25 protein-coding genes are annotated in these 25,093 nt (G+C 59.5%); 15 read left to right on the plus strand and 10 right to left on the minus strand.

Annotation, left to right across the window (positions count from 1 at the left end):
- Positions 1-42: 42 nt before the first annotated feature.
- Positions 43-2,418, plus strand: coding sequence for a transketolase-like TK C-terminal-containing protein (locus K328_RS22225; protein ID WP_036553061.1), 2,376 nt, complete (start codon positions 43-45; stop codon positions 2,416-2,418).
- Between the two features lie 3 nt (positions 2,419-2,421).
- Here the strand turns inward: K328_RS22225 and K328_RS22230 are convergent, their stop codons facing one another.
- Positions 2,422-3,588, minus strand: coding sequence for an NAD(P)/FAD-dependent oxidoreductase (locus tag K328_RS22230; RefSeq protein WP_051284330.1), 1,167 nt, complete (start codon positions 3,586-3,588; stop codon positions 2,422-2,424).
- A 132-nt stretch (positions 3,589-3,720) separates the two neighbouring features.
- On the minus strand, positions 3,721-3,885 hold the full coding sequence (locus K328_RS26900; protein WP_205620567.1) for a hypothetical protein: 165 nt from the start codon (positions 3,883-3,885) through the stop codon (positions 3,721-3,723).
- Positions 3,886-4,064: 179 nt separating this feature from the next.
- On the opposite strand from K328_RS26900, the gene ald reads away from it, so the two are divergent.
- Entirely contained in the window at positions 4,065-5,183 is a 1,119-nt protein-coding gene (gene ald, locus K328_RS0102260) for an alanine dehydrogenase (protein WP_028464569.1), read from the plus strand.
- A gap of 13 nt (positions 5,184-5,196) precedes the next feature.
- On the opposite strand, the gene K328_RS0102265 is transcribed toward ald, so the two are convergent.
- Entirely contained in the window at positions 5,197-6,474 is a 1,278-nt protein-coding gene (locus K328_RS0102265) for an NAD(P)/FAD-dependent oxidoreductase (RefSeq protein WP_036553062.1), read from the minus strand.
- A 93-nt stretch (positions 6,475-6,567) separates the two neighbouring features.
- Between K328_RS0102265 and K328_RS0102270 the strand changes: the two genes are divergently transcribed.
- The 3 genes from K328_RS0102270 to K328_RS0102280 all read left to right on the plus strand — a co-directional run bounded on the left by K328_RS0102270 (position 6,568) and on the right by K328_RS0102280 (position 9,156).
- Entirely contained in the window at positions 6,568-7,911 is a 1,344-nt protein-coding gene (locus K328_RS0102270) for a glutamine synthetase family protein (protein WP_028464571.1), read from the plus strand.
- Positions 7,904-8,857, plus strand: a complete 954-nt coding sequence (locus K328_RS22235) for an alpha/beta hydrolase (protein WP_028464572.1) — start codon at positions 7,904-7,906, stop codon at positions 8,855-8,857. The genes K328_RS0102270 and K328_RS22235 overlap by 8 nt, the downstream gene beginning before the upstream one ends.
- 116 nt (positions 8,858-8,973) lie before the next feature.
- The gene (locus tag K328_RS0102280; protein ID WP_028464573.1) at positions 8,974-9,156 is read left to right on the plus strand and encodes a hypothetical protein; all 183 of its coding nucleotides are present in this window, start codon (positions 8,974-8,976) and stop codon (positions 9,154-9,156) included.
- 59 nt (positions 9,157-9,215) lie between these two features.
- Here the strand turns inward: K328_RS0102280 and K328_RS0102285 are convergent, their stop codons facing one another.
- Both K328_RS0102285 and K328_RS0102290 read right to left on the minus strand, forming a co-directional pair.
- Positions 9,216-10,337: an AbrB family transcriptional regulator gene (locus tag K328_RS0102285; RefSeq protein ID WP_205620568.1), complete on the minus strand. Its 1,122-nt coding sequence runs from the start codon at positions 10,335-10,337 to the stop codon at positions 9,216-9,218.
- Positions 10,338-10,421: 84 nt separating this feature from the next.
- A complete protein-coding gene (locus tag K328_RS0102290) occupies positions 10,422-11,396 on the minus strand; it encodes a M14 family metallopeptidase (protein WP_036553064.1) in 975 nt (324 codons plus the stop codon).
- A gap of 221 nt (positions 11,397-11,617) precedes the next feature.
- Here K328_RS0102290 and K328_RS0102295 point away from each other — a divergent pair, with 221 nt between their 5' ends.
- The 6 genes from K328_RS0102295 (at position 11,618) to K328_RS0102320 (ending at position 18,101) form a co-directional block, all read left to right on the plus strand.
- Positions 11,618-13,225 carry an ABC transporter substrate-binding protein gene (locus K328_RS0102295; protein WP_028464576.1) on the plus strand — a complete coding sequence of 536 codons (1,608 nt, stop codon included), beginning with the start codon at positions 11,618-11,620 and terminating at the stop codon, positions 13,223-13,225.
- A 70-nt stretch (positions 13,226-13,295) separates the two neighbouring features.
- On the plus strand, positions 13,296-14,273 hold the full coding sequence (locus tag K328_RS0102300) for an ABC transporter permease (RefSeq protein ID WP_028464577.1): 978 nt from the start codon (positions 13,296-13,298) through the stop codon (positions 14,271-14,273).
- Positions 14,270-15,205, plus strand: coding sequence for an ABC transporter permease (locus tag K328_RS0102305; RefSeq protein WP_028464578.1), 936 nt, complete (start codon positions 14,270-14,272; stop codon positions 15,203-15,205). The genes K328_RS0102300 and K328_RS0102305 overlap by 4 nt, the downstream gene beginning before the upstream one ends.
- An 11-nt stretch (positions 15,206-15,216) precedes the next feature.
- A complete protein-coding gene (locus K328_RS0102310; RefSeq protein WP_028464579.1) occupies positions 15,217-16,197 on the plus strand; it encodes an ABC transporter ATP-binding protein in 981 nt (326 codons plus the stop codon).
- Positions 16,198-16,201: 4 nt separating this feature from the next.
- Positions 16,202-17,233: an ABC transporter ATP-binding protein gene (locus K328_RS0102315; RefSeq protein ID WP_051284334.1), complete on the plus strand. Its 1,032-nt coding sequence runs from the start codon at positions 16,202-16,204 to the stop codon at positions 17,231-17,233.
- Positions 17,220-18,101, plus strand: a complete 882-nt coding sequence (locus tag K328_RS0102320) for an N-formylglutamate amidohydrolase (RefSeq protein WP_028464581.1) — start codon at positions 17,220-17,222, stop codon at positions 18,099-18,101. Before K328_RS0102315 ends, K328_RS0102320 begins: the two co-directional genes overlap by 14 nt.
- Positions 18,102-18,131: 30 nt before the next feature.
- On the opposite strand, the gene K328_RS0102325 is transcribed toward K328_RS0102320, so the two are convergent.
- The 3 genes from K328_RS0102325 to K328_RS0102335 all read right to left on the minus strand — a co-directional run bounded on the left by K328_RS0102325 (position 18,132) and on the right by K328_RS0102335 (position 20,269).
- The gene (locus tag K328_RS0102325) at positions 18,132-18,314 is read right to left on the minus strand and encodes a hypothetical protein (protein WP_028464582.1); all 183 of its coding nucleotides are present in this window, start codon (positions 18,312-18,314) and stop codon (positions 18,132-18,134) included.
- A 189-nt stretch (positions 18,315-18,503) separates the two neighbouring features.
- Positions 18,504-19,469, minus strand: coding sequence for an arginase family protein (locus K328_RS0102330; RefSeq protein WP_051284337.1), 966 nt, complete (start codon positions 19,467-19,469; stop codon positions 18,504-18,506).
- Between the two features lie 41 nt (positions 19,470-19,510).
- A complete protein-coding gene (locus K328_RS0102335; RefSeq protein WP_036553066.1) occupies positions 19,511-20,269 on the minus strand; it encodes an NAD kinase in 759 nt (252 codons plus the stop codon).
- Positions 20,270-20,424: 155 nt separating this feature from the next.
- On the opposite strand from K328_RS0102335, the gene K328_RS0102340 reads away from it, so the two are divergent.
- Positions 20,425-20,928 (plus strand): hypothetical protein, encoded by a 504-nt coding sequence (locus K328_RS0102340; protein WP_051284339.1) that lies wholly within the window; start codon positions 20,425-20,427, stop codon positions 20,926-20,928.
- Between the two features lie 38 nt (positions 20,929-20,966).
- Here the strand turns inward: K328_RS0102340 and moaA are convergent, their stop codons facing one another.
- A complete protein-coding gene (gene moaA / locus K328_RS0102345; protein ID WP_028464586.1) occupies positions 20,967-21,959 on the minus strand; it encodes a GTP 3',8-cyclase MoaA in 993 nt (330 codons plus the stop codon).
- A gap of 169 nt (positions 21,960-22,128) precedes the next feature.
- Here moaA and fdhD point away from each other — a divergent pair, with 169 nt between their 5' ends.
- The 3 genes from fdhD to K328_RS0102360 all read left to right on the plus strand — a co-directional run bounded on the left by fdhD (position 22,129) and on the right by K328_RS0102360 (position 24,083).
- Complete coding sequence (gene fdhD / locus K328_RS0102350) at positions 22,129-23,022, plus strand: formate dehydrogenase accessory sulfurtransferase FdhD (RefSeq protein ID WP_028464587.1); 894 nt, start codon at positions 22,129-22,131, stop codon at positions 23,020-23,022.
- The gene (gene mobA / locus K328_RS0102355; RefSeq protein ID WP_245577375.1) at positions 22,970-23,641 is read left to right on the plus strand and encodes a molybdenum cofactor guanylyltransferase MobA; all 672 of its coding nucleotides are present in this window, start codon (positions 22,970-22,972) and stop codon (positions 23,639-23,641) included. Before fdhD ends, mobA begins: the two co-directional genes overlap by 53 nt.
- 124 nt (positions 23,642-23,765) lie before the next feature.
- A complete protein-coding gene (locus K328_RS0102360) occupies positions 23,766-24,083 on the plus strand; it encodes a hypothetical protein (RefSeq protein ID WP_156901150.1) in 318 nt (105 codons plus the stop codon).
- A 34-nt stretch (positions 24,084-24,117) separates the two neighbouring features.
- On the opposite strand, the gene K328_RS25505 is transcribed toward K328_RS0102360, so the two are convergent.
- The gene (locus K328_RS25505; RefSeq protein WP_169721160.1) at positions 24,118-24,822 is read right to left on the minus strand and encodes a Rossmann-like domain-containing protein; all 705 of its coding nucleotides are present in this window, start codon (positions 24,820-24,822) and stop codon (positions 24,118-24,120) included.
- Positions 24,823-25,093: the final 271 nt, after the last annotated feature.

The raw sequence follows: 25,093 nt of genomic DNA on the forward strand, positions 1-25,093 counted from the left end.
CCCCATAGTCCTCCCGATATCATCCGTTTTCAGGAGGCCGCAATGGGCCTGGTAGAGCCACAGAACAAGATCGAAACCCTGCGTGAGCTGGAGAAGAAAGTTCTCTGGCTCGCCATGTGGATGATCCATAACGCGAACCATGTCCGGCCCTCCCGCGACGGGATCAAGGTTGGCGGGCACCAGGCCTCCTGCGCTTCTGTCTCGACCCTGATGACGGCGCTCTATTTCGACGTCCTGAAACCGCAGGACCGGGTCGCGGTGAAGCCGCATGCGAGCCCGGTCTTCCATGCTATCCAATACATGTTGGGCCGGCAGGACCAGTCCGCGCTGGAGAGCTTCCGGGCACTCGGCGGGGCGCAGTCCTATCCCTCGCGGACCAAGGACCGTGACGAGGTGGATTTCTCCACGGGCTCTGTCGGTCTTGGCGTGGCCATGACGTTGTTCGCCTCCATGGTGCAGGATTATGTGCGGCTGCATCACCTTGTGCAGGATCAGGGCCTGCAGCAGCAGCCGGCTGGCCGCATGATCGCTGTCATGGGCGACGCGGAGCTGGATGAGGGTAATATCTACGAGGCTATGCTGGAGGGCTGGAAATACGACGTCCGGAATCTCTGGTGGGTGATCGACTACAATCGCCAAAGCCTGGATGGTGTGGTCTCGGATGGCTTGTTCCAGAAGATCCGGCAGTTTTTCGGCACGGTCGACTGGAACGTCAACATGCTGAAATACGGCAAGAAGCTGGAGCGTGTGTTCCTGGAGCCCGGCGGCGAGGTGCTGCGAAACTGGATCGATGATTGTCCGAACGATCTCTACAGCGCCCTGACCTTCAAGGGGCAGGCCGGCGGTGACACGACCTGGCGGGATCATCTGAAGCGCGACCTGCACGGGGTCAAGGGCATCAAGTCGATCCTCGACGATCATGACGACGAGACCCTGCATGCTTTGATGACCAACCTCGCCGGGCACGACATGGAAGCGGTGTTGGACGCTTTCCACGGAGTTTCAGACGATAGCCCGCAATGTTTCATCGCCTACACGGTGAAGGGCTTCAACACGCCGCTCGCCGGACACAAGGACAACCACGCGGGCCTGATGACGCCGGACCAGATGGAGCTGTTCCGGTCTCATATGGGAGTGCCGGAAGGGGATGAGTGGGACCCGTTCGCCAGTCTCGAGATGCCTGCGGAAGAGGTGCGGGACTATCTCGCCGGTGTTTCCTTCAACCGGGGCGGATCACGGATCCATCATGCAGCCAAGGTCGAGTTGCCGGAGAGCATCGTGCTGAAGCGCGCGGCGAAGACATCGACGCAGCAGGCCTTTGGCGCCGTGCTGAACGAGCTGGCGCGGGGCAACTCTGCGCTTGCCTCTCGCATCGTCACCACGTCGCCGGACGTGACGGTCTCGACCAATCTCGGCCCCTGGGTGAACCAGCGCGGTATCTTTAGCCTCGACATGCGGAACGACGTCTTCCGGGACGAGAAGGTGGCGTCTGCGCAGAAATGGCTGCGGCATGGTGGCGGACAGCATTTCGAGCTCGGTATCGCGGAGAGCAATCTGTTTCTGATGCTGGCCTCGCTCGGCTTATCCGGGCCGCTATTCGGCACACGGCTGCTGCCGGTCGGTACGCTCTACGATCCGTTCATCGCGCGCGGTCTCGATTCACTGAACTACGCCTGCTACCAGGGCGCCCGCTTCATGGTGGTGGCAACCCCGTCCGGGATATCGCTCGCTCCGGAAGGTGGGGCGCACCAATCCGTTTCGACACCGCTGATCGGCATGGGCCAATCTGGCCTGCTGAGCTTCGAGCCAGCCTATGCGGACGAGGTGGCGGAGATCATGGCCTGGGGCTTCAACTACATGCAGGCGGATGATGGCGGGGCGGTCTATCTCCGGCTTTCGACACGGCCGCAGGAACAGCCCGAGAGGGAGATGACCGCCGATCTCAGGCACGACATTGTCTCTGGTGGTTACTGGCTGCTTGAGCCGGACCCGCAGGCACCGGCCGTGATCGTCTATACAGGTGCGGTGGTTCCGGAAGTGCTGCAGGCCCGCGAGATGCTGGAGGAAGAGCTGCCGGGTGTCGGTGTGCTCGCGGTCACCAGTGCGGACCGGCTCTATGCTGACTGGCAGGCGCGCGTGCGCCGTCCGGACGCCCCTGTTCCGCATCTGGAGAAACTGATGGGCGGGCTCGGCCCGGAAACCAGGATCATCACCGTGCAGGATGGTCATCCGGCAAATTTGAGCTGGATCGGCAGCGCGCTTGGCCGTCGGTTGTTCCCTCTTGGTGTCACCACGTTCGGCCAGTCCGGCGATCTGCCGGATCTTTACCAGACGCATGGCATCGACGCCGAAGCCATCATGGATGCGGTGGCGGCAGCCTGTGTCGACAAGGCGCGCGGAACGCCGATGGCTGTTTGAGTCTCAGGAAAACACCGCTTTCAGCTTGTAGCGTGGAACCGGATGGTCCCAATCGCTGCCTTCGAGCAGCCGGGCGGCGGCGTACCCCCAGTCGTCCGAGCCTTTAGCTCCCTTGCCGTTACCGCAGATGGCAACGGCAAGTCGGTCGCCGGCGACATAGTCGATATATGGCAGGCCCGAGGTGCTGAAGGTGGTCACGCAGGTATCCGTGTGCCGGTCAGGGCAGTCCTTCAGAACCGGGATGACGCCCTCGAAGACGTCCGTAAGTTCCAGCCGGTTGCGCTCTGAGCCCTTGGATTTGAACCAGTCTGTCAGGTCGTCGACGGTTGCCAGTTGAGCATCGGCTTCCGTTCCGATGCCGATTTTCACATAGAGATGCCCGTCCGGGTACCGGATAGGAGGCAGGATGTAGGAGCCTGCATACCGGTCGATGATGGTGGGCATGCCGTGCAATGCCTCGGCAGCAGGTTCTGTGACCCGGATCAGCAGGATGGTGCGGGCATAGACCGTCGTAGCCAGCGGCCTCGGCAGCAGCTTCATGGCTGTCGTGTAGCCGCCGGTCGCGACCAGGACCCGTTCTGCCGTAAGGGTCTGTCCGTCATCTGTGGTGACGCTGACATGGCTGCTCTGGACATCGATCTTTGTGACGGCGGCGTTGATGGTCTCGGCGCCCTGTTTTTTGGCGATTGTCGTCTGCGCCTTGACCAAAGCGCGCGGGCTGATATGGCCGGCGGTCTCCGTCTCCCGGATGCCCGCGCAATCGTCGGGTAGCGAGAGGAATGGATAGAGCTCGCGCATCTCGTTTGCGCCGATCACGGTGGCGTTCCCGCCATTCTCCCGTGCGAGTGTGACGGCCGGTTTGATAACGGGGTCTTCCGAGCCGACGATTTTGAGAAACCCGGCGGGGGTGAAGAAGGTGATGCCGCTCTCGGCTTCGATTTCCGGATAGCGGCCGATGGAGCGGGCAGCGGTAATCGACCATTCGGGCTCCGGATCGAAAATCCGGGTCAGGCGGCCTTCGTCGTAATGGCTGCCGAATACGCCTGAGTGAGTTTGCCTGTCCGCAGGTTCATCCGGGCCGATGACGGCGACTCCATCCTGCCAGGAGGAAAGATGGCGCGCGGCTGCGGAGCCGATCAGGCCACGGCCGACGATGATATGGCGGTACATGAGATATTCTCCGGCAAACTCAGAGCCGGAATCCTAGTGCCGATCGTGGATCACTTCCAGTGCCCGTGTCGTACCAGCGTAAACATCCATTGTTCACGAACAAACGGATCGCCGGATCAAATGCGACTCTGGTTAAATCACCAGATGCGGCAGTGCCGCGGTCAGCCAGACCAGAACATTGAAAACAATCGCGCCAAGAACGACGCAAGAGCGTTTCAGATTTCCAGCTTCGATGGCCATGACCTTCTCCCCCGTGTCACTCTGCTGTCCAATATAGACGAACAGAGACACCTTCATGTGAACAGCCTAGGAGCCGTCCGACGTTCTGCAAAAGAAATTCTCGTGATCAATCGTGACCGTATTGTGGCAAGAAAAGACCAGCTATCGTTGAGCTAGTATCCCTAACTTGACAGGGTGGAGTGCGAGTTCGACAGAGTGTCGGGAAACTGCCTCAAATCTCAATCAGGGAGGACACCATGCTGATTGGCGTGCCCAGAGAAATAAAGTCGGATGAAAACCGGGTCGGATTGATCCCGTCCAGCGTCCGGGAGCTGGTTCATCATGGTCATAAGGTTCTTGTCGAGACCCATGCCGGCTATGGCATCGGTCTCGATGATGACCGGTATATCGCCGCCGGTGCCGAAATCGCGGGAACTGCGGATGAGGTGTTCTCCAAGGCGGACATGATCGTGAAGGTGAAGGAGCCGCAGGCAGCTGAATGCAAGATGCTGCGCGAGGGACAGATCCTTTTCACCTATCTGCATCTGGCGCCGGATCTGGCACAGACCAAGGGCCTGATCGAGAGCGGGGCGATAGCAATCGCTTATGAGACCGTCACCGGTGCCCGCGGCGGCCTGCCTCTATTGGCGCCGATGAGCGAAGTTGCGGGGCGGATGGCGATACAGGCCGGCGCCCACTGCCTTGAGAAGGCGCAAGGCGGCAGCGGAACCCTGCTTGGCGGTGTGCCGGGTGTTCCGGCGGGCAATGTCGTTGTCATCGGCGGCGGTGTGGTCGGGACCAACGCGGCGCGTATGGCGATGGGGCTGGAAGCCAAGGTGACGGTCATCGACCGCAGTCTTGAGCGGCTTTATGAACTCGACCTCCAGTTCGGGCCGATGCTGAACACGATCTATTCGACGGTGGATGCGATCGAAGAGCATGTGATAGCCGCGGATCTGGTGGTCGGTGCTGTATTGGTCCCGGGGGCTGCCGCGCCGAAACTGGTAACGGATGCGCTGGTCGCGAAGATGCAGCGTGGCTCCGTCCTTGTTGATGTGGCGATTGATCAGGGTGGCTGCTTCGAGACCTCACGCGCGACGACCCATCGGGAGCCGACCTACATGGTCCATGATGTGGTTCATTATTGCGTCGCTAACATGCCCGGAGGCGTTGCGCGGACATCGACCTTTGCGCTGAACAATGCCACGCTGCCGTTCGTGCTGGCTCTGGCAGATAAGGGACACCGCCAGGCACTTGCCGATGACCTGCATCTGATGCAGGGGCTGAACGTTCACCGTGGCGAGATCACCTACAAGGCTGTCGCGGACTCGCACGGTATGGGTTTCAAGAGGCCGCAGGAGGCGCTGGGATTGTAGGAGCCAGCTCGGTCTATTTCGATAGGCCGAGCAGGTCCCGCATCTTGAACCAGGCCATGCCGAGGGCAAGCAGGGCTGTCCGGGCAGGGCCTCCAGGAAAGCGCAGGTTCGGCAGCCGGGCGAACATATCGAGTCGCTCGGCATCGCCCGCCACGGCTTCTGCGATGATCTTGCCGGCAAAACCGGTCAGGGCCAGACCGTGCCCGGAGAAACCCTGCGCGTAGTAGATATTGCTGCCGATCCGTCCGAAATCAGGCATCCGGCCGGTGGTGATGGCGATTTTTCCGGACCAGGCATGGTCGATCACAACATCGCTCAGTTCCGGATAGACCTTGGCCATACACCGGCGCAGGGCATCCGCCGCATTCGTGATGGGCCGACCGGAATAACTGGCGAGTCCGCCGAACAGCAGGCGATTATCGACAGTCCTCCGGAAATAGTTGAGTGCGGTATTCGAGTCCGCAACAGCCTCTTCTCCGGGCAGGATGCGGGAGGCTTGATCAGCACTTAGCGGGGCCGTGGCGGCAACGGCGCTGAGCACGGGGGCGACGCGGTAACGGATTTCCGGCACGAGAGCATCGAGATATGCATTGCCGGCCAGCACCAGCATTCGCGCTTTGACGCGGCCGGTATCGGTTTCGACTGTGACCGTCGCGCCCTTCTGGATAGCGAGGGCCCGGCTTTCCTCGAAGAGCTTGGCCCCGGCATTCTGGGCGGCTCGTGCCAGACCGTAGAGGTAGGCGAGTGGGTTCATATGCCCGCTGCCCTGTTCCAGCAGTGAAGCGCTATAGAGTTGTGAGCCGGTTGCCGCTTCCGTCTCGGCGCGGTTCAGCATTTTGAGATCGGTGAAACCGTAGGTTTTTGACCAGGACTCGGCCATCTCCTCGAGGCCGCGCTCCTGCCGGTTGTTCAGGGCTGCGTGAATATAGCCGCGGCGGTAATCCGCCTCGATGGCGTGGCGGGCGATGCGGACCTGTATATCCTCGATGGCTTCGTTGGCCATGGCCCATAAGCGCTGCGCCGCATCCATTCCGGCGGCACGTTCGAACGCCTCCATGCCACAGCTATAGCCCATGCAGATTTGACCGCCGTTGCGGCCTGAGGCACCGTCGCCGATCCGACCGGCTTCGAGCAGGACCGTGTTGAATCCGCGCTCCGCCAGATGCAGGGCTGCCGAGACACCGGTCAGGCCGCCGCCGATGATGCAAATATCTGCGTCGATTTCGCCGTTCAGCTGCGGACGCCGCTCGTCCTCGGATGTGAATGCGTGGTAATAGGTTGCGGTAGTCATTGCGCTTATCCGTTTTCAGATATCGGAGCCCTATCACGCTTGTCGTCCCCGGGCGAGGCGCATGATTATGTTGAAACGGCTCGCGGAGCATTTATGTCAGTCGATCTTAAATCCTGGATCAGTGAAAGACGGATAACGGAAGTCGAATGTATGGTTTCCGACCATGCCGGCATCCCTCGCGGCAAGATCCTGCCCGCGGCGAAATTTCTGGATGGGATTGGAGAACGCGGTCTGCGTCTGCCGGAGGCTATTTTCGGTCAGGACGTGACTGGCAGTTATATCGAGGAAAAGGATCTCGATCCTCGGCGCAGCGACATTTTTCTGGCGCCGCAGGCAGATACGATACGGATGGTGCCTTGGTACAAGGAACCGACGGCCCAGATTATCAACGACGCCTATTATCAGGACGGTCGTCCGGTCGATATATCGCCACGCATGGTGCTGAAAAAAATCCTGCAGCTCTATGCGGACAAGGGCTGGCGCCCGGTCGTCGCGCCGGAGCTGGAGTTCTTCCTCGTCAAGGTGAACCCTGATCCTGATTACCCGCTGGTGCCGCCTATTGGCCGGTCCGGCCGTCCCGAGACTGCGCGTCAGGCATTCGGTATCGACGCGGTGAACGAGTTCGATCCGCTGTTCGAGGATATCTACGACTATTGCGAGGCGCAGGAGATCGATATCGACACGCTGAGCCATGAGTCCGGCGCCGCACAGATGGAGATCAACTTCAACCACGGCGATGCACTCGACCTTGCGGATCAGACCTTCCTATTCAAACGGACCGTCCGGCAGGCGGCGCTGGATCACGGCGTCTACGCCACCTTCATGGCAAAACCCATGCAGGACGAGCCGGGCAGCGCGATGCATGTGCATCAGAGCCTTTACGATGTCACAAACGGCCGGAATCTCTTCGCGAATGAGGACGGCAGCCATTCCGAGGACTTCCTGCACTTCATCGGCGGTCTGCAAAAATATCTGCCGGCGGCCCTGCCGTTTCTTGCGCCGTATGTGAATTCATACCGGCGCCTGATCCCGGATAGCGACGCGCCGATCAACATGCACTGGGGCGTTGATAACCGGACCACCGGTTTGCGGGTGCCGATCTCGAAACCAAACGAGCGCCGGGTGGAGAACCGGGTCGCCGGGGCGGACGTCAATCCTTACCTCGCGATGGCCGCCTCTCTGGCCTGTGGGTATCTCGGCCTGGAAGAGAGGATCGAGCCTTCGGCACCGATCGATACAAGCGCCTATGCGCTTGCCGCGAAGCTGCCGCGTCATCTGGAAGACGCCCTGTTGCGGCTGAACCGGGCCAAGCCGCTGAAGGAAATCATGGGGCAGCGCTTCGTCGATGTCTTCACCTCGGTGAAGCTCGCGGAATCAGCTGCCTATCAGAAGGTTATCAGTGCCTGGGAGCGGGAGTATTTGCTCCTCAATGTCTGATGTGAGTGATCTGGGCCCGGTCCCGACCATCGAAAGCACCGGCGGCTCTGCCGAGTTTCCAGAGATGGCGGACGGGGTCCGTCTCCGCATTGCCCGGTTTCCCGCCCCAGCGGGGAAGGCGGCGGGTACGGTGCTGATGCTGGCCGGTTTCACCGAGTTTATCGAGAAGGGGCTGGAGAGTATTGCGGCCCTCCGTGCCCGTGGTTATGGCGTCATCACGTTCGACTGGCGCGGGCAGGGTCTTTCCGACCGGTTATTGCCGCATCGCCGCAAGGGTCATATCCCCGACATGCAGCACTTTCTCAACGATCTCGAGGAAGTACTGCGGATAACCCGGTTCGCGGATTTGCCGGGACCACACGTCATCATGGGGCATTCCATGGGCGGGCACCTGGCCTTGCGTGCGGCACACGATCATCCGGATCTGTTCGAGCGCGCGGTCCTGTGCGCGCCAATGGCTGACATCCTCACCGGAACCTGGCCGCGAATGGCGGCCTATGGTCTGGCAAAGACGATGGTGCGCCTCGGTCTGGGGGATTGTTTCATTCCCGGAGCAGGGCCTTATGTGCCGGGCCAGATGCGATACGAGAACAATCCGCTGACAACGGACCGGGCCCGCTTCGATCGCATTCATGAGCAGATCGAGATCAACCCGGATGTTGCCCTAGGCGGGCCGACTTTCGCCTGGGTCTATTCGGCGTTTCGGTCGATCCGGCTGGTCAAGCGTCCATCTTATCTTTCGCGCATCCGCATCCCGGTGCTGATCCTGAGCGCCGGACGCGAGCGGATCGTCAGCAATGCGGGGCAGCGGGAAGTCGCCGCGATGCTGCCGGATGCGCGGCTCGTCAGTTTTGCCGAGGGCGAGCATGAGCTTCTGCTGGAATGCGATGCGGTGCGGCATGCCGTCTGGGCCGAGATCGATGGCTTCCTGGAACGCCAGGCCTGACTCGTTTGACGGCTGGGCCGTCTCGATTTGGAATTGAATGAATGGTTTTCTCAGGGATTGGCCGGTGCTTAGATATCCATGAAGGACATCCAGAGTGCCGCTTCCGGAGGAAACCCGTGCTTTTGATCGAACGGCTCTTCGCCAATTTCACGATCTGGCTTTGTGACCTGATGGATCTGACCCAGGTCGATATTGACCGGTACAAGCAACGTGAGCTTGGGCTCAAGGCAACGCCGCAACATGCCGAGAATGAGGAGGCCGCGCGGCGTGCCCAGATCGTGGTGCGTTTCCGGGGGTAGACCTGACCCCAGATTGCACGATGTACTCGGCCCGTCGGGAGGGTGTCCCGACAGGCGGATCAGAACCAGCGCCGGATCAGCCGGAAGGCGATTGGCGCCAGGATGACGATGAAGGCGATGCGGAACAGATGGTGGGTGGCAACGAACGCCACATCCTGGCCGATGCCGAGCGCCACCATGCTCATCTCTGCAAGACCGCCAGGGGCGTAGGCGAGCACCAGTACGTACCAGGGCAGGCCGGTGATGTCCTGCAACAGAAAACCGGCGCCAACGGCGGTAACCAGCAGAATCACCGAGGCACCGAAAGAGGTGCGGATGATCTTCAGGACTTCGCTGACGGCCGTGCCGGCGAAGCGGCAGCCGACGCCGGTGCCGAGCACGACCTGTGCCGCGGCTATGAGCATGCTGGGCGGCGCGCTCTTGCTCAGGCCGGTCAAATGGACGGCCATGCTCAGCACCATGGCGCCAAGGAGCGGCGCGGCTGGTAGCTTCAGACGCATGGCGATGATCGGTCCGATCACCGCGCAACCCGCCATCAGTGCCCATTCATGCATCGGCAGGTCAAAGCCGGAGCCGGGCGGTAGCATGCCGGGTTGCGGGTGGTAGTCGCCAAACATGCGGAACATGAACGGGATAATCATCACCACGATCAGGATGCGGGAGGCATGGGTCAGGGCAATGACCCTTTCATCGCCGCCCATGGCCTTGCCGACGATCACCATCTCGTTCAGGCCGCCGGGAGATGATGAGAAATAGGCGGTGACCGGGTCGTACCGGGCAAAGCGCCGAAGAAAGACCAGGACCAGAACCAGAGCGACGACGCCGTAGACCAGCAGGCCGGTCACCGAGATGGCCCATTTGCCGATATGGTCAAGCAAAGCCGGCGAGAAAGCGCTGCCGAGCATCACCCCGAGAATGGCGACCATGGCCATGCGCACGGTGGACGGCAGGCCGATATTCAGACCGGCAATAGAGCATACCGTCGTCGCGACCATTGCCCCCATCATCCAGGGCAGGGGCAGCTTCAGATAGGCAAAGAGGAAACCGCCCGCGCTGCCGATGGCGAGCGCAAGAAGAGCGCGCTGGATTCCGCCGGGCTTTTTTTCTTTCGGACTGGTGCTGATTGTGGATTCGGATTCAGGTGTGTCGGACGCCTTGGTATCGGTCAATTCTTGATTCACTTCGGCGATCGCCGAACGCTTTCTCGCAGGTCGGGGCACTTGCATACCGGGGCAGGACCGCGATCCTAGAGCAGTTCATTGTCCCTATTCAACAAATCGACCGAGTCTGACAGCTGTCAGGCCGAGGCTCAGGCGCCGGGATGGCATGACGAGGACGCAATTGTCGTGCGGCGTTTGTATGGGTTTATCCCCGTCGATGCCGATTTCAGTGCCCGCCTTCGGGATAACTTCCATGCCGACATAGTCATCGTGAAAAAAGAAGGAATCCGTCGTGACAGTGATCGCATCCGTGATCTCGATGACGGTTTGCGCTGGGGCTGCGGGCAGGCCGACATGGCGCTCCAGGAGATCGTCGTCGATCATTTCCACGGCGTGCAGGAAGCGATAGGTGACGTCTATTGCGACATCGGCGGCGGAACGAGACCAGTGCTGACCACATTCGACAAGCAGGGAGCTGCGAGGGTCCTCGGGATCGTTGAAGAAGCTGTAATCGCGCATTCTGCGGCCGGAAGCATGGCCCGCGTCTTGAACGATCAGGCCCGGTGCGCCGACCCTCTCGGCGAGCAGCCGGCCTTTCTCGTGGCGTCCGGCCAGGACAAGTGGTTCGGTTGCGTTCTGCATGGAGTGGATGTCGAGAAGGAAGTCCGCTTCATCCACGATAGGACGGATTTCGCGCGCTCTTGCCCGTTCAAGACTATGGGTATCGCTATCTAGGATATCGAGATCCCAGACCCGGTTGAAATCCTCATCGATGAATCTCGAGAATGCCGGATAATCAGTCCGGAATTCAGCGTTGGCCGCCACGTTGCAAAAACCGAGCGTAAGCGATCCGACACGTGGTCGAACGTTGTTCCGGAACAGGTCATCCAATGCGATTGCGCCGCAAAGCTCGTTTCCATGGACGAGGGCGGTGATTAGGACTTTCGGGCCAGGGATGCCGGAGTCGAATGTGGTGAAATAGGGTACGCCGCGATTGCCGTCGCGATAGGCCGAAATGTCCGGAGCCTCTATTTCCACGGGATAGTGGATCGGGGCGGTTGCCCGGACGATGTCAGACATACGCGACTTCCTTGATCGGTGCGCTCCGAGCAGGCAACCGGATTAATCTATGATGGTAAACCGAAGACTTTCCCGGCGGCAAGTTGCCTGGACCCGGTCTGGCGTGTCCAGAGCTCTTGCCGCGCCTCATTTTATCGGCCATTCTCCCGTGATCAAAATGGCACCGGGCAGGTATCAAGCCGGGGCAAAATCAAATTGTGATTATTGAACAGGAGGCAGGGATGAAGGCACTGCGCAAGCTAGGCCTGGCGGCCGTGGCGTTGTCCGCGATGACCGCAAATGTGATGGCGGCCGATATCGTTATTGGTATCCGGTCCGAGCCGTCCTCAATGGACCCGTATTTCCACAACCTGACACCGAACAATGCTATGATCGGACAGGTTTTTTCTCGTTTGGTCGACTTCGATTCGAAGCAGCAGATTTTTGGCAGCATTGCCGAGTCGTGGAAAACGGTCAACGACACCACTTGGGAATTCAAGCTGCGTAAGGGGCTGAAATTCCACGATGGTTCCGACCTGACGGTTGATGACGTTATTTATTCCTTCGAGCGCGCTGATGGCTATGAAGGCGGCAATTCCAGCTTCCGGACCTACACCAAGGGTAAGAAGCTGGTGAAGGTCGATGATCTGACTCTGCATATCGTCACCGAAAGGCCGTATCCGCTGATGGCAAACGACATGACGACAGTCATGATCATGTCATCGGAAGCCAAAGGCACGGATAGCTCCGGCAAGAACAAAGGGATCTCGGCGAAGGACTTCAATGACGGCACCGCGACAATCGGTTCGGGTCCCTACAAGTTCGTTGAATGGAAGAAGGGTGAGCATATCATCCTCGAGAAATTCGATGGATATATCGGCGAGATTGCTCAGCCCTGGGACAAGGTGACCTTCAAGTTTATCAAGTCAGAGCCGGCCCGCGTGGCGGCATTGCTTGCCGGTGATGTTGACGCCATCGACAACGTGCCGACGATCGATGTGGAGCGTCTGAAGAAGGACCCACGGGTTACTCTTAGCTCCGGTATCTCAAACCGCGTGATCTACCTCCACCTGGATCAGTTCCGCGAGGACTCACCTTTTGTGACGGCCAAGGACGGCAGCAAGATTAAAAACCCGCTGCTGGACCCGCGTGTCCGCAAGGCTCTGTCCAAAATGATCAACCGTGAAGCGATCGTGAAGCGGGTGATGGAAGGCGTTGCCATTCCTGCAGGACAGTTGCTGCCGGAAGGATTTTTCGGCGTTTCACCTAATCTCGAGGTCGAAGCCTATGATCCGGCCGGTGCCAAAAAATTGCTGGCGGAAGCGGGCTACCCCGATGGCTTTGCTCTAACCATCCATGGTCCGAACGATCGTTACATCAACGACGCGAAGATCCTGGAAGCGATCGGTCAGCTGTTTACCGGTAATGGTATCCCGACCAAGGTCGAGACCATGACCAAGAACATCTTCTTCAAGCGCGCCTCCTCTGGTGCGGAGGGTCTGCCGGAATTCAGCCTCGTGCTGGTAGGCTGGGGCTCTGGCACGGGTGAGGCGTCCTCGCCGCTGAAGTCGCTTCTCGCAACACACGACAAGTCCAAGGGTATGGGGGCGTCCAACCGCGGCCGTCACTCCAACCCCGAAATGGATGCCATGTTGCTTGAAGCTCTCGCGACAGTGGATGATACCAAGCGCGCTGGACTTCTCGCGAAAGCAACGGACATGGGCATTGGAGAAGATCAGGGCATCATTCCTCTCCACTACCAGGTCAATACTTGGGCCACGAAGAAGGGCCTGAAATACAATCCGCGCACTGACGAGCGTACGCTCGCATCTGACTACGTGCCGGAATAAAGAAATGTGGATTGCAGCCGGGCTTTTTAGCCCGGCTGCGTTCTTCAACATGCTGGTGTTGGGATAAAGAATGACCGTCTTCGTCATTCGCCGCCTCATGCAGGCGGCTCTGGTTGTACTTATCATGTCGCTGCTTGTGTTCGGCGGCGTGTTTCTTGTGGGCGACCCCGTCGAGATGCTGGTCGCGGATGACGCGGATCAGGCCGAACGTGAGGCAATCATCAAGTCCATGGGACTGGATTTGCCGTTCTACATACAATATTTGCGCTTCATCGGGAACGCCCTGCAAGGGGACATGGGGAACTCATTCGTGTTCCAGGAGTCCGCGATGCACCTGATCGCAGAGCGCATGCCGGCCACGTTTGAGCTGGCATTCGCCGCGCTTTTCATCGCGGTGGTGTTCGGTATTCCGCTCGGCATTTATGCCGGCCTGAACGCCAATTCCTGGATTTCCAAGACCATCATGACCACCTCGATACTCGGCTTCAGTCTGCCGACTTTCTGGGTCGGCATCATGATGATCCTGTTCTTTGCTGTGATCATGGGGTGGTTGCCATCCTCCGGCCGGGGCGAAACTGTGGACGTCTTCGGTATTCAGTTGAGCTTGTTCACGCTTGACGGCCTGTCACACGTTTGTTTGCCGGCAGTTAATCTCGCGCTTTTCAAACTCTCGATGGTTATTCGCTTGGCCCGTGCTGGAACCAGAGAAGTGGTGCATCAGGATTATATCAAGTTTGCCCGGGCCAAAGGGCTCAGCGATACACGGATCATCGGGGTTCATTTGTTCAAGAACATCATGATCCCGGTGGTGACGGTGCTCGGGCTTGAGTTCGGCGGTCTGGTTGCGTTTTCGGTTGTGACCGAAACGGTTTTCGCCTGGCCTGGTATGGGCAAGTTGTTGATCGACTCAATCAATTTCCTCGATCGGCCGGTGATCGTCGCTTATTTGATGTTCGTCGTGGTGCTGTTCGTCGTGATCAATCTCATCGTCGATGTCCTCTATTCGGTGCTTGACCCGCGTGTTCGTCTTCAGGAGATGAAGTCATGAGCGCCGTTCAGGAAAATGCAGATCACGGTAGAGCGGGACACAGCCAGTCCGCTGTGGAAGTCGAAACGCCCTTCCGCCGTTTCGTCGCCGATTATATGGAAAACAAGATCGCCGTGTTCGGAGCGATCAGCGTTTTTGTTGTGGTCTTGATAGCGTTATTCGGACCGCTCATTGCACCGACCGACCCGTATGACCTCGCGTCCGTCACGTTCATGGACAACAAGCTTGAACCGGGCGAGCAGATGGGGAATGGCGTGACTGCCGTGCTGGGCACCGACGGTCTTGGCCGGGACATGGTGAGTGCCATGATCTACGGATTGCGGATCAGCCTGGGCGTCGGTATCGGCAGCGGTATCATTGCGCTGCTGATCGGTGTGACCTTCGGGCTCTGCGCGGCCTATTTCGGTGGCAAGGTCGACACCGTGATCATGCGCATCGTCGATATACAGCTGAGTTTTCCTGCCATCCTCGTGGCTCTGGTATTACTCGCGACTTTGGGCAAGGGCATCGACAAGATCATCATCGCGCTCGTCGTGGTGCAATGGGCCTATTACGCGCGAACGGTGCGTGGATCGGCTCTGGTTGAGCGTCGGCGTGAGTATATCGAGGCGGCGACTTGTCTAGGCCTGTCCAAGCGCCGTGTCATATTCCGGCATATGTTGCCGAACTGTCTGCCGCCGCTGATCGTGGTCGCCACCATGCAGGTTGCGCATGCGATCTCGCTGGAAGCGACGCTGTCCTTCCTTGGTCTCGGCCTGCCTGTTACCGAACCGTCGCTGGGTTTGCTGATCGCGAACGGGTTTGAGTACATCATGAGCGGTTTATACTGGATCAGCGTCTATCCGGGGCTGGCTCTGCTGTTCACGATCGTTACGATCAATCTCGTCGGCGATCGTCTGCGCGACGTTCTCAATCCCCGTCTTCAGAAGTAGGTCCAGGTCAGATGAGCGATCAGGCGACCCTCGAGGTCCGTAATCTCCAGACCCATTTTTTCACCAAAGCCGGTGTAGTCAAAGCGGTCGACGACGTCAGTTTCTCCGTTGGCAAGGGCAAGATTCTCGGTCTCGTGGGCGAGTCCGGCTCCGGCAAGACGGTGACTGGGTTTTCAATTCTTGGACTGGTGGACGAGCCGGGCCGCGTGGTCGGGGGGGAAATCCTCTACCGCGGGGAAAATCTCGTCGGTGCCAGCCAGGAGCGGATGCGGCAGTTGCGTGGCAACAATATCGCCATGATCTTCCAGGATCCGATGATGACGCTGAACCCGGTCCTGCGTATCGACACGCAGATGATCGAGGCCATCAAGGCGCACCAGAAGGTGAGCGACGACGAAGCGCGCCAGCGCTGCCGCGATGCGCTCGGCCAGGTTGGCATTCCTGCACCGGAAGAGCGGCTGAAGAGTTATCCGCACCAGTTCTCCGGCGGCATGCGTCAGCGCGTTGCGATTGCCATCGCGTTGCTGAACAAGCCGGAACTGATTGTTGCGGACGAGCCGACCACGGCGCTCGATGTGACGATCCAGGGCCAGATCCTTTATGAGGTGCAGAAGCTCTGTGCGGAGACAGGCACGGCGATGATCTGGATTACCCACGATCTTTCCGTCGTTGCCGGGCTCGCGGATGAGGTGGCGGTGATGTATGCCGGCCGCGTGGTCGAGTCCGGTGAGGTGGACGGCGTGCTGGACGCGCCACAACACCCTTACACGGCGGGCCTGATTGGGTCCGTACCGAGCCGGAACGCGCGCGGCAAGCGCCTGCAGCAAATTCCGGGCATGACGCCGTCACTGCTCAATCTGCCGGTCGGTTGTGCCTTCAAGACACGCTGCAGCTATTCCACTCCGGTTTGCGAGACCGCGCCGGTTCTGTCCGAGGTTGCCGGGGGCCGACAGGTCCGGTGCCATCATCCGCTCGCGACTGAGGCGGTCTAGACCCATGACAACACAAATGAACAAGCCCGTCGCCGCGACCGATACACCGATCCTCCAGTTGGACGGCATTTCCAAGCGCTTCGTGAAGCATCTCGATCTTGCCGGCAGGATCGGCCAGAAGCTGGGAGCCAATGTGCGCGACGAAACCGTGCACGCGGTGGACAGTGTATCGCTGTCCATTGCCGACGGTGAGGTGGTCGGTCTGGTCGGCGAGTCCGGCTGTGGCAAGTCCACGCTCGGCCGCGTCGTCGCGGGAGTACATGAGCCGAGTGAAGGCCACATGTTCTATCGCGGTCAGGACGTGACGCAGCTGAGAGGGGCCGACGCCCGTGAAGTGCAGCTCAAGATCCAGATGATCTTTCAGGACCCGATGAGTTCACTCAACCCGCGGCTGCGGGTACGCGATATCATTGGCGAGGCGCCGCTTGTGCATGGCATCGTCTCGAAAGCAGAGCTTGATGAGTACGTCGAGAGCGTGATGCTGCGGGTCGGTCTCGACCCGAGCTATATAAAGCGCTATCCGCACCAGTTCTCCGGCGGGCAGCGGCAGCGCATCGGCATCGCCCGGGCGCTTGCGGTGAAACCGGATTTCCTGGTTTGCGACGAGTCTGTCGCCGCCCTCGATGTCTCGATCCAGGCGCAGGTCCTGAACCTGTTCATGGATCTGCGCGAGGATCTCAACCTCACCTATCTCTTCATCAGCCACGATCTGGGAGTCGTCGAGCATCTGAGTGACAGGGTCGTCATCATGTATCTCGGCCGCGTGGTCGAGAGCGCGCCGACGGAAGAGCTGTTCCGCGAGCCGAACCACCCCTACACCAAAGCCCTTCTCAGTGAAGTGCCGCGGCTGGACACACGGAAGCGCAAGTTCGTTCCGGTCAAGGGCGAGATCCCGTCGCCGATCGATCCGCCGCCGGGATGCCATTTCCACCCGCGTTGCCCGCATGCGATCGAGCGCTGTCGTGTCGAACAACCGGCACTCCGGGAGATTGCGCCCGGGCGGATTTCCGCCTGCCACCTGAATGATGGCCTCTGAGACGTCGAACGCGATCCGGACCCGCCGGGTAGACGGCGTTCTGACAGAACGCCACCCGGTTTCCGGCGCGGTGCCGATCCTGTTCGACTCGCCCCATTCAGGGCGCACCATCCCGCATGACTTCGTGACAGCGGTCAGCCTGGCGGAGCTCAGGACCGGCGAGGACGCATTTGTGGACGAGCTGGTTTCAGGATGCCTCGACCACGGCATCGGACTGGTGCAGGCAGAGTTCCCCCGCACTTATATAGATGCCAACCGCGCCGTCGACGATATCGACGAGGAACTGCTGGCCGGCCCGTGGCCCGATGGAGCCAATCCGACGGACAAGAGCGCGCGGGGCATGGGGCTCATCCGCAAGCATATCCTGCGCGATGTGCCGCTCTATTCAGAAGCGCTGTCTATCGAAGAGGTTGCCGCACGGATCGCGGTCTTTTATCAGCCCTACCATGATGCCGTCCGGGAAAGCCTCGACCGGCTGCATGCACGGCATGGTGCGGTCTGGCATGTCGACTGGCATTCCATGAAGCCTTACGGCAATCCGATGAATGTGGATGACGGCCAAGCGCGGCCGGACTTCGTGGTCAGCGATAGTGAGGGCGAGACGGCGGATGCCGATCTCGTCGAAGCCGTCGCAAGCTGGCTCGGGGCGCGAGGGTATGATGTTTCAGTCAATGATCCCTACAAGGGCGCGGAAATGATCCGCCGCTATGGCGCGCCGTCGGAAGGACGCCATTCCATTCAGGTAGAGATCAACCGGCGGCTTTATCTGGACCCGGACCGGATGAGGAAGACTGAAGGATTCATCCGTTTGAAAGAGGATCTGGATGCATTCTCGGCATGGCTTAGCGGGCATGTGCTACCCGTTTAAAAGGCGGTCGAACCAATGCCAGTCCGGAGGCTATTTCTCGCCTAGCGCTTTGCGGTGCGCTTCTTCGATCCGCTGAAGATTTTCGATGTGCTCCTGAGCCTTTTTAGCAGTCCGCAGATATTGCGCTGCGCGCTTTTTGCGTTCCTCGACATAGGCCTTGAGATCGTCTTCGCTGGTCTGCGTAGTTTCGTAACTGTCCCAATAGTCGGTCATGACTCTTTCCCAGGAGGTTCATGCCATATTATTTTTAAGTCTAGCCGCTACATCATTCGGGCTATTCGGTAACCAATTCGTTAATTTACCTCGGATGTATGCATTTCGACAACGAAAGAAACGTGGGTGTTATCTTTCAGCTATCTGAAATGCTTATATAAAATTTGCAATAATTGGTGTTAATGTTGCCTATATGGGGAGTCTGGCGTCCTGTCGTGCAAGGATGCCCATGGCTGCTGAAATCAAGCCTGCGGTTGCCAGGCCGCCAAGGCCGTCAATATCCGCTTCTGGAACGTATTCGACGAAATCCATTGCTGCGATACGGCCTTTCCTGGCGGCTCCGGTCATCAGATCCAGAACGTGATGATAGGCGAGGCCGCCGGGAGTTCTTCCAATTACACCCGGTACGATGGACGGGTCGAGGGCATCGACATCGATGCAGACGATGATGTTCGCGCCATCGGGAATGCATGCCAACGCAGGCTCGACACCTGACCGGTGGATGTCGTGTGCCGTCACGAATGCGGCGCCCCAGGCGACAGCATCAGCATGGTCGTCGGAATGGGCGGAGCCGATGCCGCGGGCGCCGACCTGCACGATACGCTCGATATGGGGCATCTCCGATGCGCGGCGCATCGTCGAGGAGAGACCGAATTCCTCATCCATATGGGATTTGCGCCAATCGATATGGGCGTCGATCTGCAGCACGCTATAGGTCTGCCCGGTGGCCGAAAGAGCCTCCAGCATGGGGATCGGCACGGAATCGTCGCCGCCGACCAGAATTGGCACCGCGCTTTTGCCGACGATCTTCCTGATTGCGTCCTGGATGACTGCCCGGTTCCGCGCGAAGTCAGTTTCATCGAATGGCAGATCGCCACAATCGACGGCGCGGCGGGTGCCGGCCGGAAAGACCGGTCCACCCAGATCGAAATTATGCCGGTCGACATTTGCGGTCAGTGATGACGTGGCTTTCCGCAGCGCGTCTGGCGCGTTTCGGCAATAGGCACCGACGCTGCCATAGGGCGTAGCACCAGGTGCGCCGATGAAGGCCGAGGATGCGTCAATCCGGTCGAGATCGTCGCATTGCTCCAGCCCGAGAAAGGTAGAAGCGGGCGTCGCACCGAACAGGGCGCCGAGATCGGGTTTTCCGGTCATGTCATTGTTCCGTCAGGCAGGAGGCAGTGGGTGGCCGAGCTTCAGGGAGCGAACTGCTCCTTCAGAACCCGTTCTTCCAGATTGTGCTGGGGATCGTAGAGCAAGGTCAAGGCAACGGTCCGGTCCTCGCGGACGCGGACGCGGACGATATCCCGCACCTCGGTCGAGTCCGCTGTGGCGCTGGTCGGGCGCTTCTCGGGATCCAGGACCTCGAACTCGATTTTCGCCTCGTGCGGCAACAATGCGCCGCGCCAGCGCCGGGGTCGGAAGGCGCTGATCGGGGTGAGGGCAAGGACGCCGGCGCCGAGCGGCACGATCGGGCCGTGGGCGGAGAGATTATAGGCAGTACTGCCGGCCGGCGTTGCGATGAGCACGCCGTCACAGACCAGCTCTTCCAGCCGAACAATCCCGTCGATGGTGATCCTTATCTTCGCGGCCTGGGCTTTCTGTCTGAGCAGCGATACTTCGTTGATCGCCAGGGCCCGGGTCACAGTTCCGTCCAAGGCTTCGGCATCCATGCGGAGAGGATGCAGCGTGACCTGCTGTGCCACTGCGATGCGCTGCTCCAGATCCTCTTCCAGATACTCGTTCATCAGGAAGCCAACCGTGCCGCGGTTCATGCCGAAGACTTTCAGCGGTCTCTCAAAATTATCCCGCAAGGTTTCCAGCATGAGGCCGTCGCCACCAAGCGCGACAATGACATCGGCATCTCCGGCGGGATGGTTACCGTAACGCTTGGTCAGCGTGGCGAACGCGTCCTGCGCATCTGGTGCTTTAGAGGCGGTGAAGCAGATTTTCATCCGGGCCAATCCGATTGAAAGCCGGTCAAAGCGGCGATAAGCGAGTGGAAAACTCGCTTCGAGCTTTATTCATCCGGCCGGACTATGCATGATCCGACCATGCGCGGCCATGGAAAGATGGGGCGCCGCAAGAAAGAATAATAAGGAAAAATGGCATGAAACGCCGCCGACACTTTTGCTTCTCGGCCGCCTTCTGGCTCGTCGTGGCGCTGCCTTTTGTAACCCTGCTCGGGCACGGTGCAAGTGCCTCGGAGAGGCACGCAGGATACTATTATCCGGAAAGCGTGACTGAAGAGCATTACATCTCGCACGCACAAAAGATCCCCGCTGCCACGAGGGAAAGCCGTCTGGCCTTTGTCTCGGGCGTGGCGAAGAGCGCCAGCGAGCGTCCTTATCCGCCGCAACGGGCAATGTTTGCCAAGGGGGATGACGCCAACAAGCTCATCATTGTCAGTCTTTACGATAATCACATGACCACGCTCGCTCAGGCGCGTGCCATTCTGGCGATGATGACCGGGGTGGCGAGGACCACCAAGATCCTGCGTGACCTGCAGGTCGAGTCGATCTTCAATTTCCTCGATTTCTGCAAGATGCTCGGATTCACTGAACTGACGATCAGTGACGGACGCACATACGCGCACCGTTTCGTTCTGGAGTGAGCAGCTGCAGTGAGGGCTTCGTCACGTATTGAGCCGGTTTATCCGCCGGTCACGCTCATATGGCGGCTGACGGCCGGGCCGTTGTGCCGCCGGTCGATGATGAAATCGTGGCCCTTCGGCTTGCGGCCGATGGCTTCCTCGATCGCGGCGACCAGAGGCTCGTCACTTTCGCTCGCACGTAGAGGTGCGCGCAGGTCGGCGGCGTCGTCCTGGCCGAGACACATATAAAGCGTGCCGGTGCAAGTCAGGCGGACCCGGTTGCAGCTTTCGCAGAAATTATGGGTCAGTGGCGTGATGAAACCGAGCTGGCCGCCGGTCTCGCCGACATCGACATAGCGCGCCGGGCCGCCGGTTTTGTAGTTGTTATCCGTCAGCGTGAAGCGCTCGGCCAGCTTGGCCCGGACCATGGAGAGCGGCAGGTACTGATCGACGCGATCCTCGCCGCCGATATCGCCCATCGGCATGACCTCGATCACGGTCATGTCGTAGCCGTTATCGCCGCACCATTGCAGCATGTCGCCGAGTTCGACGTCGTTCACGCCCTTGAGTGCAACGGCATTGATCTTGATTTTCAGGCCGGCCCGCTTGGCGGTCTCGATGCCTTCCAGCACCTGATCCAGCCTGCCCCAGCGGGTGATGGCCTTGAATTTCTCCGGGTCGAGCGTGTCGATCGAGACATTCACCCGGCGCACGCCGCAATCGTAGAGTTCATGCGCGAAGCGGCCGAGCTGGCTACCGTTCGTGGTGACCGTGACCTCTTCCAGCGTGCCGCTGTCGAGGTGACGCTTCATGCTGCGGAACAGGCTCATGATGTTCCGGCGGACCAGCGGCTCGCCACCGGTGAAACGCAATTTGCGGACACCAAGGCCGACAAAGGCCGAGCACATCCGGTCCAGCTCTTCCAGACTCAGAATGTCCGATTTGGGCAGGAAGGTCATGTTTTCGGACATGCAATAGACGCAGCGGAAGTCGCAGCGATCCGTCACTGAAACCCGAAGATAGCTGATGTCACGCCCAAACGGATCGAGCATTGGTTCTCCCTCGAGGTCGCCAAGATCATTTTCGGAGACCGATATATCCACTCTGATATAGCGCTCGGCGTTCCCGGCTTCAATATCGCGCCGAAATTCTCCCGCGTCGACTGTCTGATTTACCGCGATGTGGATTGCTTGAGCGCGGCTGTCTGCCCATAGTTAATGCATGACCGATGAAATCCCAGACTACCTCATCCGCCCGCAACCCGCGGACCCGCGTCTGACGCGGCGGGTTTCCGGACTCGATCATGAAGGCCGGGAGCAGGAGATTTCCGTGATCATGGAGCGGCCGCTGACGATCTTCCTGAACGGACAGGAAATCGTCACAGCCATGACCATTGGGGACTTTCCCGATTATCTCGCCGTCGGCTTTTTGCTCAATCAGAACATGCTGCGCCAGGACGACAGGATCACCGGCATCGAGTATGACGAGGATCTCGAGGTTGTGGTGGTTCGTACCGAGCGCGAAACGAATTACGAGGAGAAACTTCAAAAGAAGATTCGGACGTCGGGCTGCGCCCAGGGCACCGTCTTCGGAGACCTTATGGAAAAGTTCGAGGATATCGCCCTGCCGCGCGATGCGGTGCTCCGCACCTCCTGGATCTACAGCCTCTCCCGGCAGATAAACAATACCCCCAGTCTGTATCTCGAAGCCGGGGCGATTCATGGCTGTGTCCTCTGCAAGGAAGGCAAGCCTCTGATTTATATGGAAGATGTCGGCCGGCACAATGCCATAGACAAGATCGCCGGCTACATGTTCCTGAACAATATCGAGCCCGGCGACAAGATCTTCTACACGACCGGGCGGCTGACCAGCGAAATGGTAATCAAGACCGTACAGATGGGAATCCCGATCCTGATTTCCCGCTCCGGCTTTACCGCCTGGGGGGTGGATCTGGCTCGCGAGGCCGGGCTGACCTTGATCGGTCGGGCAAAGGGCAAGCGGTTCATCGCTCTCTCCGGTGACGACCGACTGATCTACGATGCCGATTGGTCGGCGATTGCGGATGAGCCACGCAGAAGTGGCCGAAAGGCTAGTGTGGTGTCCGATGGCAATTGATAGCGGGGATGTCGTTGGCGTGCTGCTGGCCGGTGGTCAGTCCCGACGCATGGGCGGCGGCGACAAGTCGTTGAAGTGCCTCGCGGGGCGTCCGATCCTCGAGCATGTCCTGGAGCGTGTAAGAGAGCAGGTTGGCCGTTTGGTATTGAATGCCAATGGTGATCCCGAGCGCTTCGCTCAGTATGGCCTTCCGGTTGCCGAGGATGTTGTCGACGGGCAGCCGGGACCGCTCGCCGGTGTTTTAACCGGAATGTCCTGGGTCCTCGAAAATGCACCGGAAGCTCAATGGATACTGACGGTCGCGACGGACGCACCCTTTGTCCCGACGGATTTGGTAGCGCGGCTCGGTGAGGTTATCGAGCGGGAAAAAGCGGATCTCGGGTGCGCATCATCCGGTGGGCGCCATCATCCTGTCATCGGTCTGTGGCCGGTTGCCCTTGCCGGTGCGTTGAAGAGCGCGATTGAAACAGATGGTATCCGGAAGGTGGATCGGTGGACGGCCGGATATCATCTCGCCGTGGTTGATTATCCAGACCGGCCTGTGGATCCGTTTTTCAATGTGAACAGGCCCGATGATATAAAAGAGGCGGAAATATTGTATAAAAATTATTTTATGTAATTTGTACATTTTCGGAATTTAGTAGAACGGCTTCTCTTCTTGAGTGCTTCGGCGTAAGGTCTGCTTAACTGTATCATCTTTCACCATGGCGAGCGGTACTGAAGTGACGCGCATAAATTTAACTGTGTTAACCATAGCTTTGCTTGTGGTGCTTTCCGGCTGTTTCGGAGAAGAAGAAAAGCCGGGTCCGAAGATGGACTTCATCAATATCAGAAATGACTCCTCAACAGAGGTCAGCGTCAGGATCAAGCTCTGGACCAAGGAAGCCCTCGCCGTGCAGGCGGGAGATTCCGACCGTATCGAATTCAAGGCCGGATCGCGGACCGTTCAGGTTGACGCGCGCAGCCGAAAGCAGTGGGATGACTGCTGGGTCACCATGCAGATCGGAGAGACCCTTGTGGTTTTCGACGCGACCGAACGGATCGGCTGCAAAGTAGAATAGCCGGAACCGGGCGGGTTTCTCCCGTGCGGAAAAGCTATTCGGCAGACAGCAAAATCTGATCGCCAAATTCCTTGAACGCTTTCACACCGCCACCTCCAGCTATGGCCGACCTGACCCCATCACGGTCGACAACCTTGAAGCCTGCCAGTTTTCTGATGCCGTAGGCATGGAGTGCCGGCGTGAGCGGGGTGCCGGGACCGATCAGTGTTACCGGGACATTTTTTGCAAGCCGCAACAGGCCGGACAAGGTTCCGTTGCACCAGGCCGAAGCAGTAACCAAAAGTTCCCCGGCGCCGGGAATGACGTGGGGTGCAGCGTCGGCGGGCAGGTCTTCCGGTCCTGGCGACATTTCCAGCACAATAGCGTTCGGCCTCTTGGTTTGCAGCGCGGGGAAGCGTCCGACAATCACCGTCCTCCCGTCCGGACGGTGATTGTCGGAAAGCAGTCCATCGCCAGAAGCAGCACCCGATGGCGGAACGATGCCCGCATTCACAGCGGCACAGGCAATGGTTCTTCGAATTCCGGCTGGCTCGCGAAGCCCCGCAGCGACGTCTGTGAGCGGCATTCCGACCATGCGCTGTGGATCGACGATTTCCGCTTGATCCGAGACCTCGCTTGAAGGATGCGCCATCGCGGCAAGTCCCATGCTCTGGCTGGTCTCGACGATGGCCCATTCGCGACCGAGTGTGACCGACGTTAGCGGCAGCGGCGGTGTGTTGCGGATAAGCTCTTCATCCATCCGTTCTGGTCCCCACCAGTACGGCAAGTCCCCGGGGGTCAGGAGCATGGGGTTCAAGCTAAGCTGGTTGCTGATCCAGGTAATAAGGTTCGCTGGCCCGCGGAACAGGATGGGGACGGAATGCTTGAGGGCGTTTTCGAGAGCTTTATCCAGAGCGGCGGGGATGCCGGAAGCTGTAAGGTCGATAAACAGAAGATCGCCTGTGTCACCGAGATCTTTTGAAGCGTCCGAAAAGCGCAGCACGTTCCAGCGGCGGTCGGACAAGCGCGCA

This window comes from Nisaea denitrificans DSM 18348 (genome assembly GCF_000426505.1).
In the GTDB taxonomy this organism is placed as follows: domain Bacteria; phylum Pseudomonadota; class Alphaproteobacteria; order Thalassobaculales; family Thalassobaculaceae; genus Nisaea; species Nisaea denitrificans.

Excerpts from the sequence above, each read along its gene's own strand:
- K328_RS22225 (WP_036553061.1), top strand. The coding sequence starts at position 43 with ATGGGCCTGGTAGAGCCACAGAACAAGATCGAAACCCTGCGTGAGCTG.
- K328_RS22230 (WP_051284330.1), bottom strand. The coding sequence starts at position 3,588 with ATGTACCGCCATATCATCGTCGGCCGTGGCCTGATCGGCTCCGCAGCC.
- K328_RS26900 (WP_205620567.1), bottom strand. The coding sequence starts at position 3,885 with ATGAAGGTGTCTCTGTTCGTCTATATTGGACAGCAGAGTGACACGGGG.
- ald (WP_028464569.1), top strand. The coding sequence starts at position 4,065 with ATGCTGATTGGCGTGCCCAGAGAAATAAAGTCGGATGAAAACCGGGTC.
- K328_RS0102265 (WP_036553062.1), bottom strand. The coding sequence starts at position 6,474 with ATGACTACCGCAACCTATTACCACGCATTCACATCCGAGGACGAGCGG.
- K328_RS0102270 (WP_028464571.1), top strand. The coding sequence starts at position 6,568 with ATGTCAGTCGATCTTAAATCCTGGATCAGTGAAAGACGGATAACGGAA.
- K328_RS22235 (WP_028464572.1), top strand. The coding sequence starts at position 7,904 with ATGTCTGATGTGAGTGATCTGGGCCCGGTCCCGACCATCGAAAGCACC.
- K328_RS0102290 (WP_036553064.1), bottom strand. The coding sequence starts at position 11,396 with ATGTCTGACATCGTCCGGGCAACCGCCCCGATCCACTATCCCGTGGAA.
- K328_RS0102295 (WP_028464576.1), top strand. The coding sequence starts at position 11,618 with ATGAAGGCACTGCGCAAGCTAGGCCTGGCGGCCGTGGCGTTGTCCGCG.
- K328_RS0102300 (WP_028464577.1), top strand. The coding sequence starts at position 13,296 with ATGACCGTCTTCGTCATTCGCCGCCTCATGCAGGCGGCTCTGGTTGTA.
- K328_RS0102305 (WP_028464578.1), top strand. The coding sequence starts at position 14,270 with ATGAGCGCCGTTCAGGAAAATGCAGATCACGGTAGAGCGGGACACAGC.
- K328_RS0102310 (WP_028464579.1), top strand. The coding sequence starts at position 15,217 with ATGAGCGATCAGGCGACCCTCGAGGTCCGTAATCTCCAGACCCATTTT.
- K328_RS0102315 (WP_051284334.1), top strand. The coding sequence starts at position 16,202 with ATGACAACACAAATGAACAAGCCCGTCGCCGCGACCGATACACCGATC.
- K328_RS0102320 (WP_028464581.1), top strand. The coding sequence starts at position 17,220 with ATGATGGCCTCTGAGACGTCGAACGCGATCCGGACCCGCCGGGTAGAC.
- K328_RS0102325 (WP_028464582.1), bottom strand. The coding sequence starts at position 18,314 with ATGACCGACTATTGGGACAGTTACGAAACTACGCAGACCAGCGAAGAC.
- K328_RS0102330 (WP_051284337.1), bottom strand. The coding sequence starts at position 19,469 with ATGACCGGAAAACCCGATCTCGGCGCCCTGTTCGGTGCGACGCCCGCT.
- K328_RS0102335 (WP_036553066.1), bottom strand. The coding sequence starts at position 20,269 with ATGAAAATCTGCTTCACCGCCTCTAAAGCACCAGATGCGCAGGACGCG.
- K328_RS0102340 (WP_051284339.1), top strand. The coding sequence starts at position 20,425 with ATGAAACGCCGCCGACACTTTTGCTTCTCGGCCGCCTTCTGGCTCGTC.
- moaA (WP_028464586.1), bottom strand. The coding sequence starts at position 21,959 with ATGCTCGATCCGTTTGGGCGTGACATCAGCTATCTTCGGGTTTCAGTG.
- fdhD (WP_028464587.1), top strand. The coding sequence starts at position 22,129 with ATGACCGATGAAATCCCAGACTACCTCATCCGCCCGCAACCCGCGGAC.
- mobA (WP_245577375.1), top strand. The coding sequence starts at position 22,970 with ATGAGCCACGCAGAAGTGGCCGAAAGGCTAGTGTGGTGTCCGATGGCA.
- K328_RS25505 (WP_169721160.1), bottom strand. The coding sequence starts at position 24,822 with ATGGATGAAGAGCTTATCCGCAACACACCGCCGCTGCCGCTAACGTCG.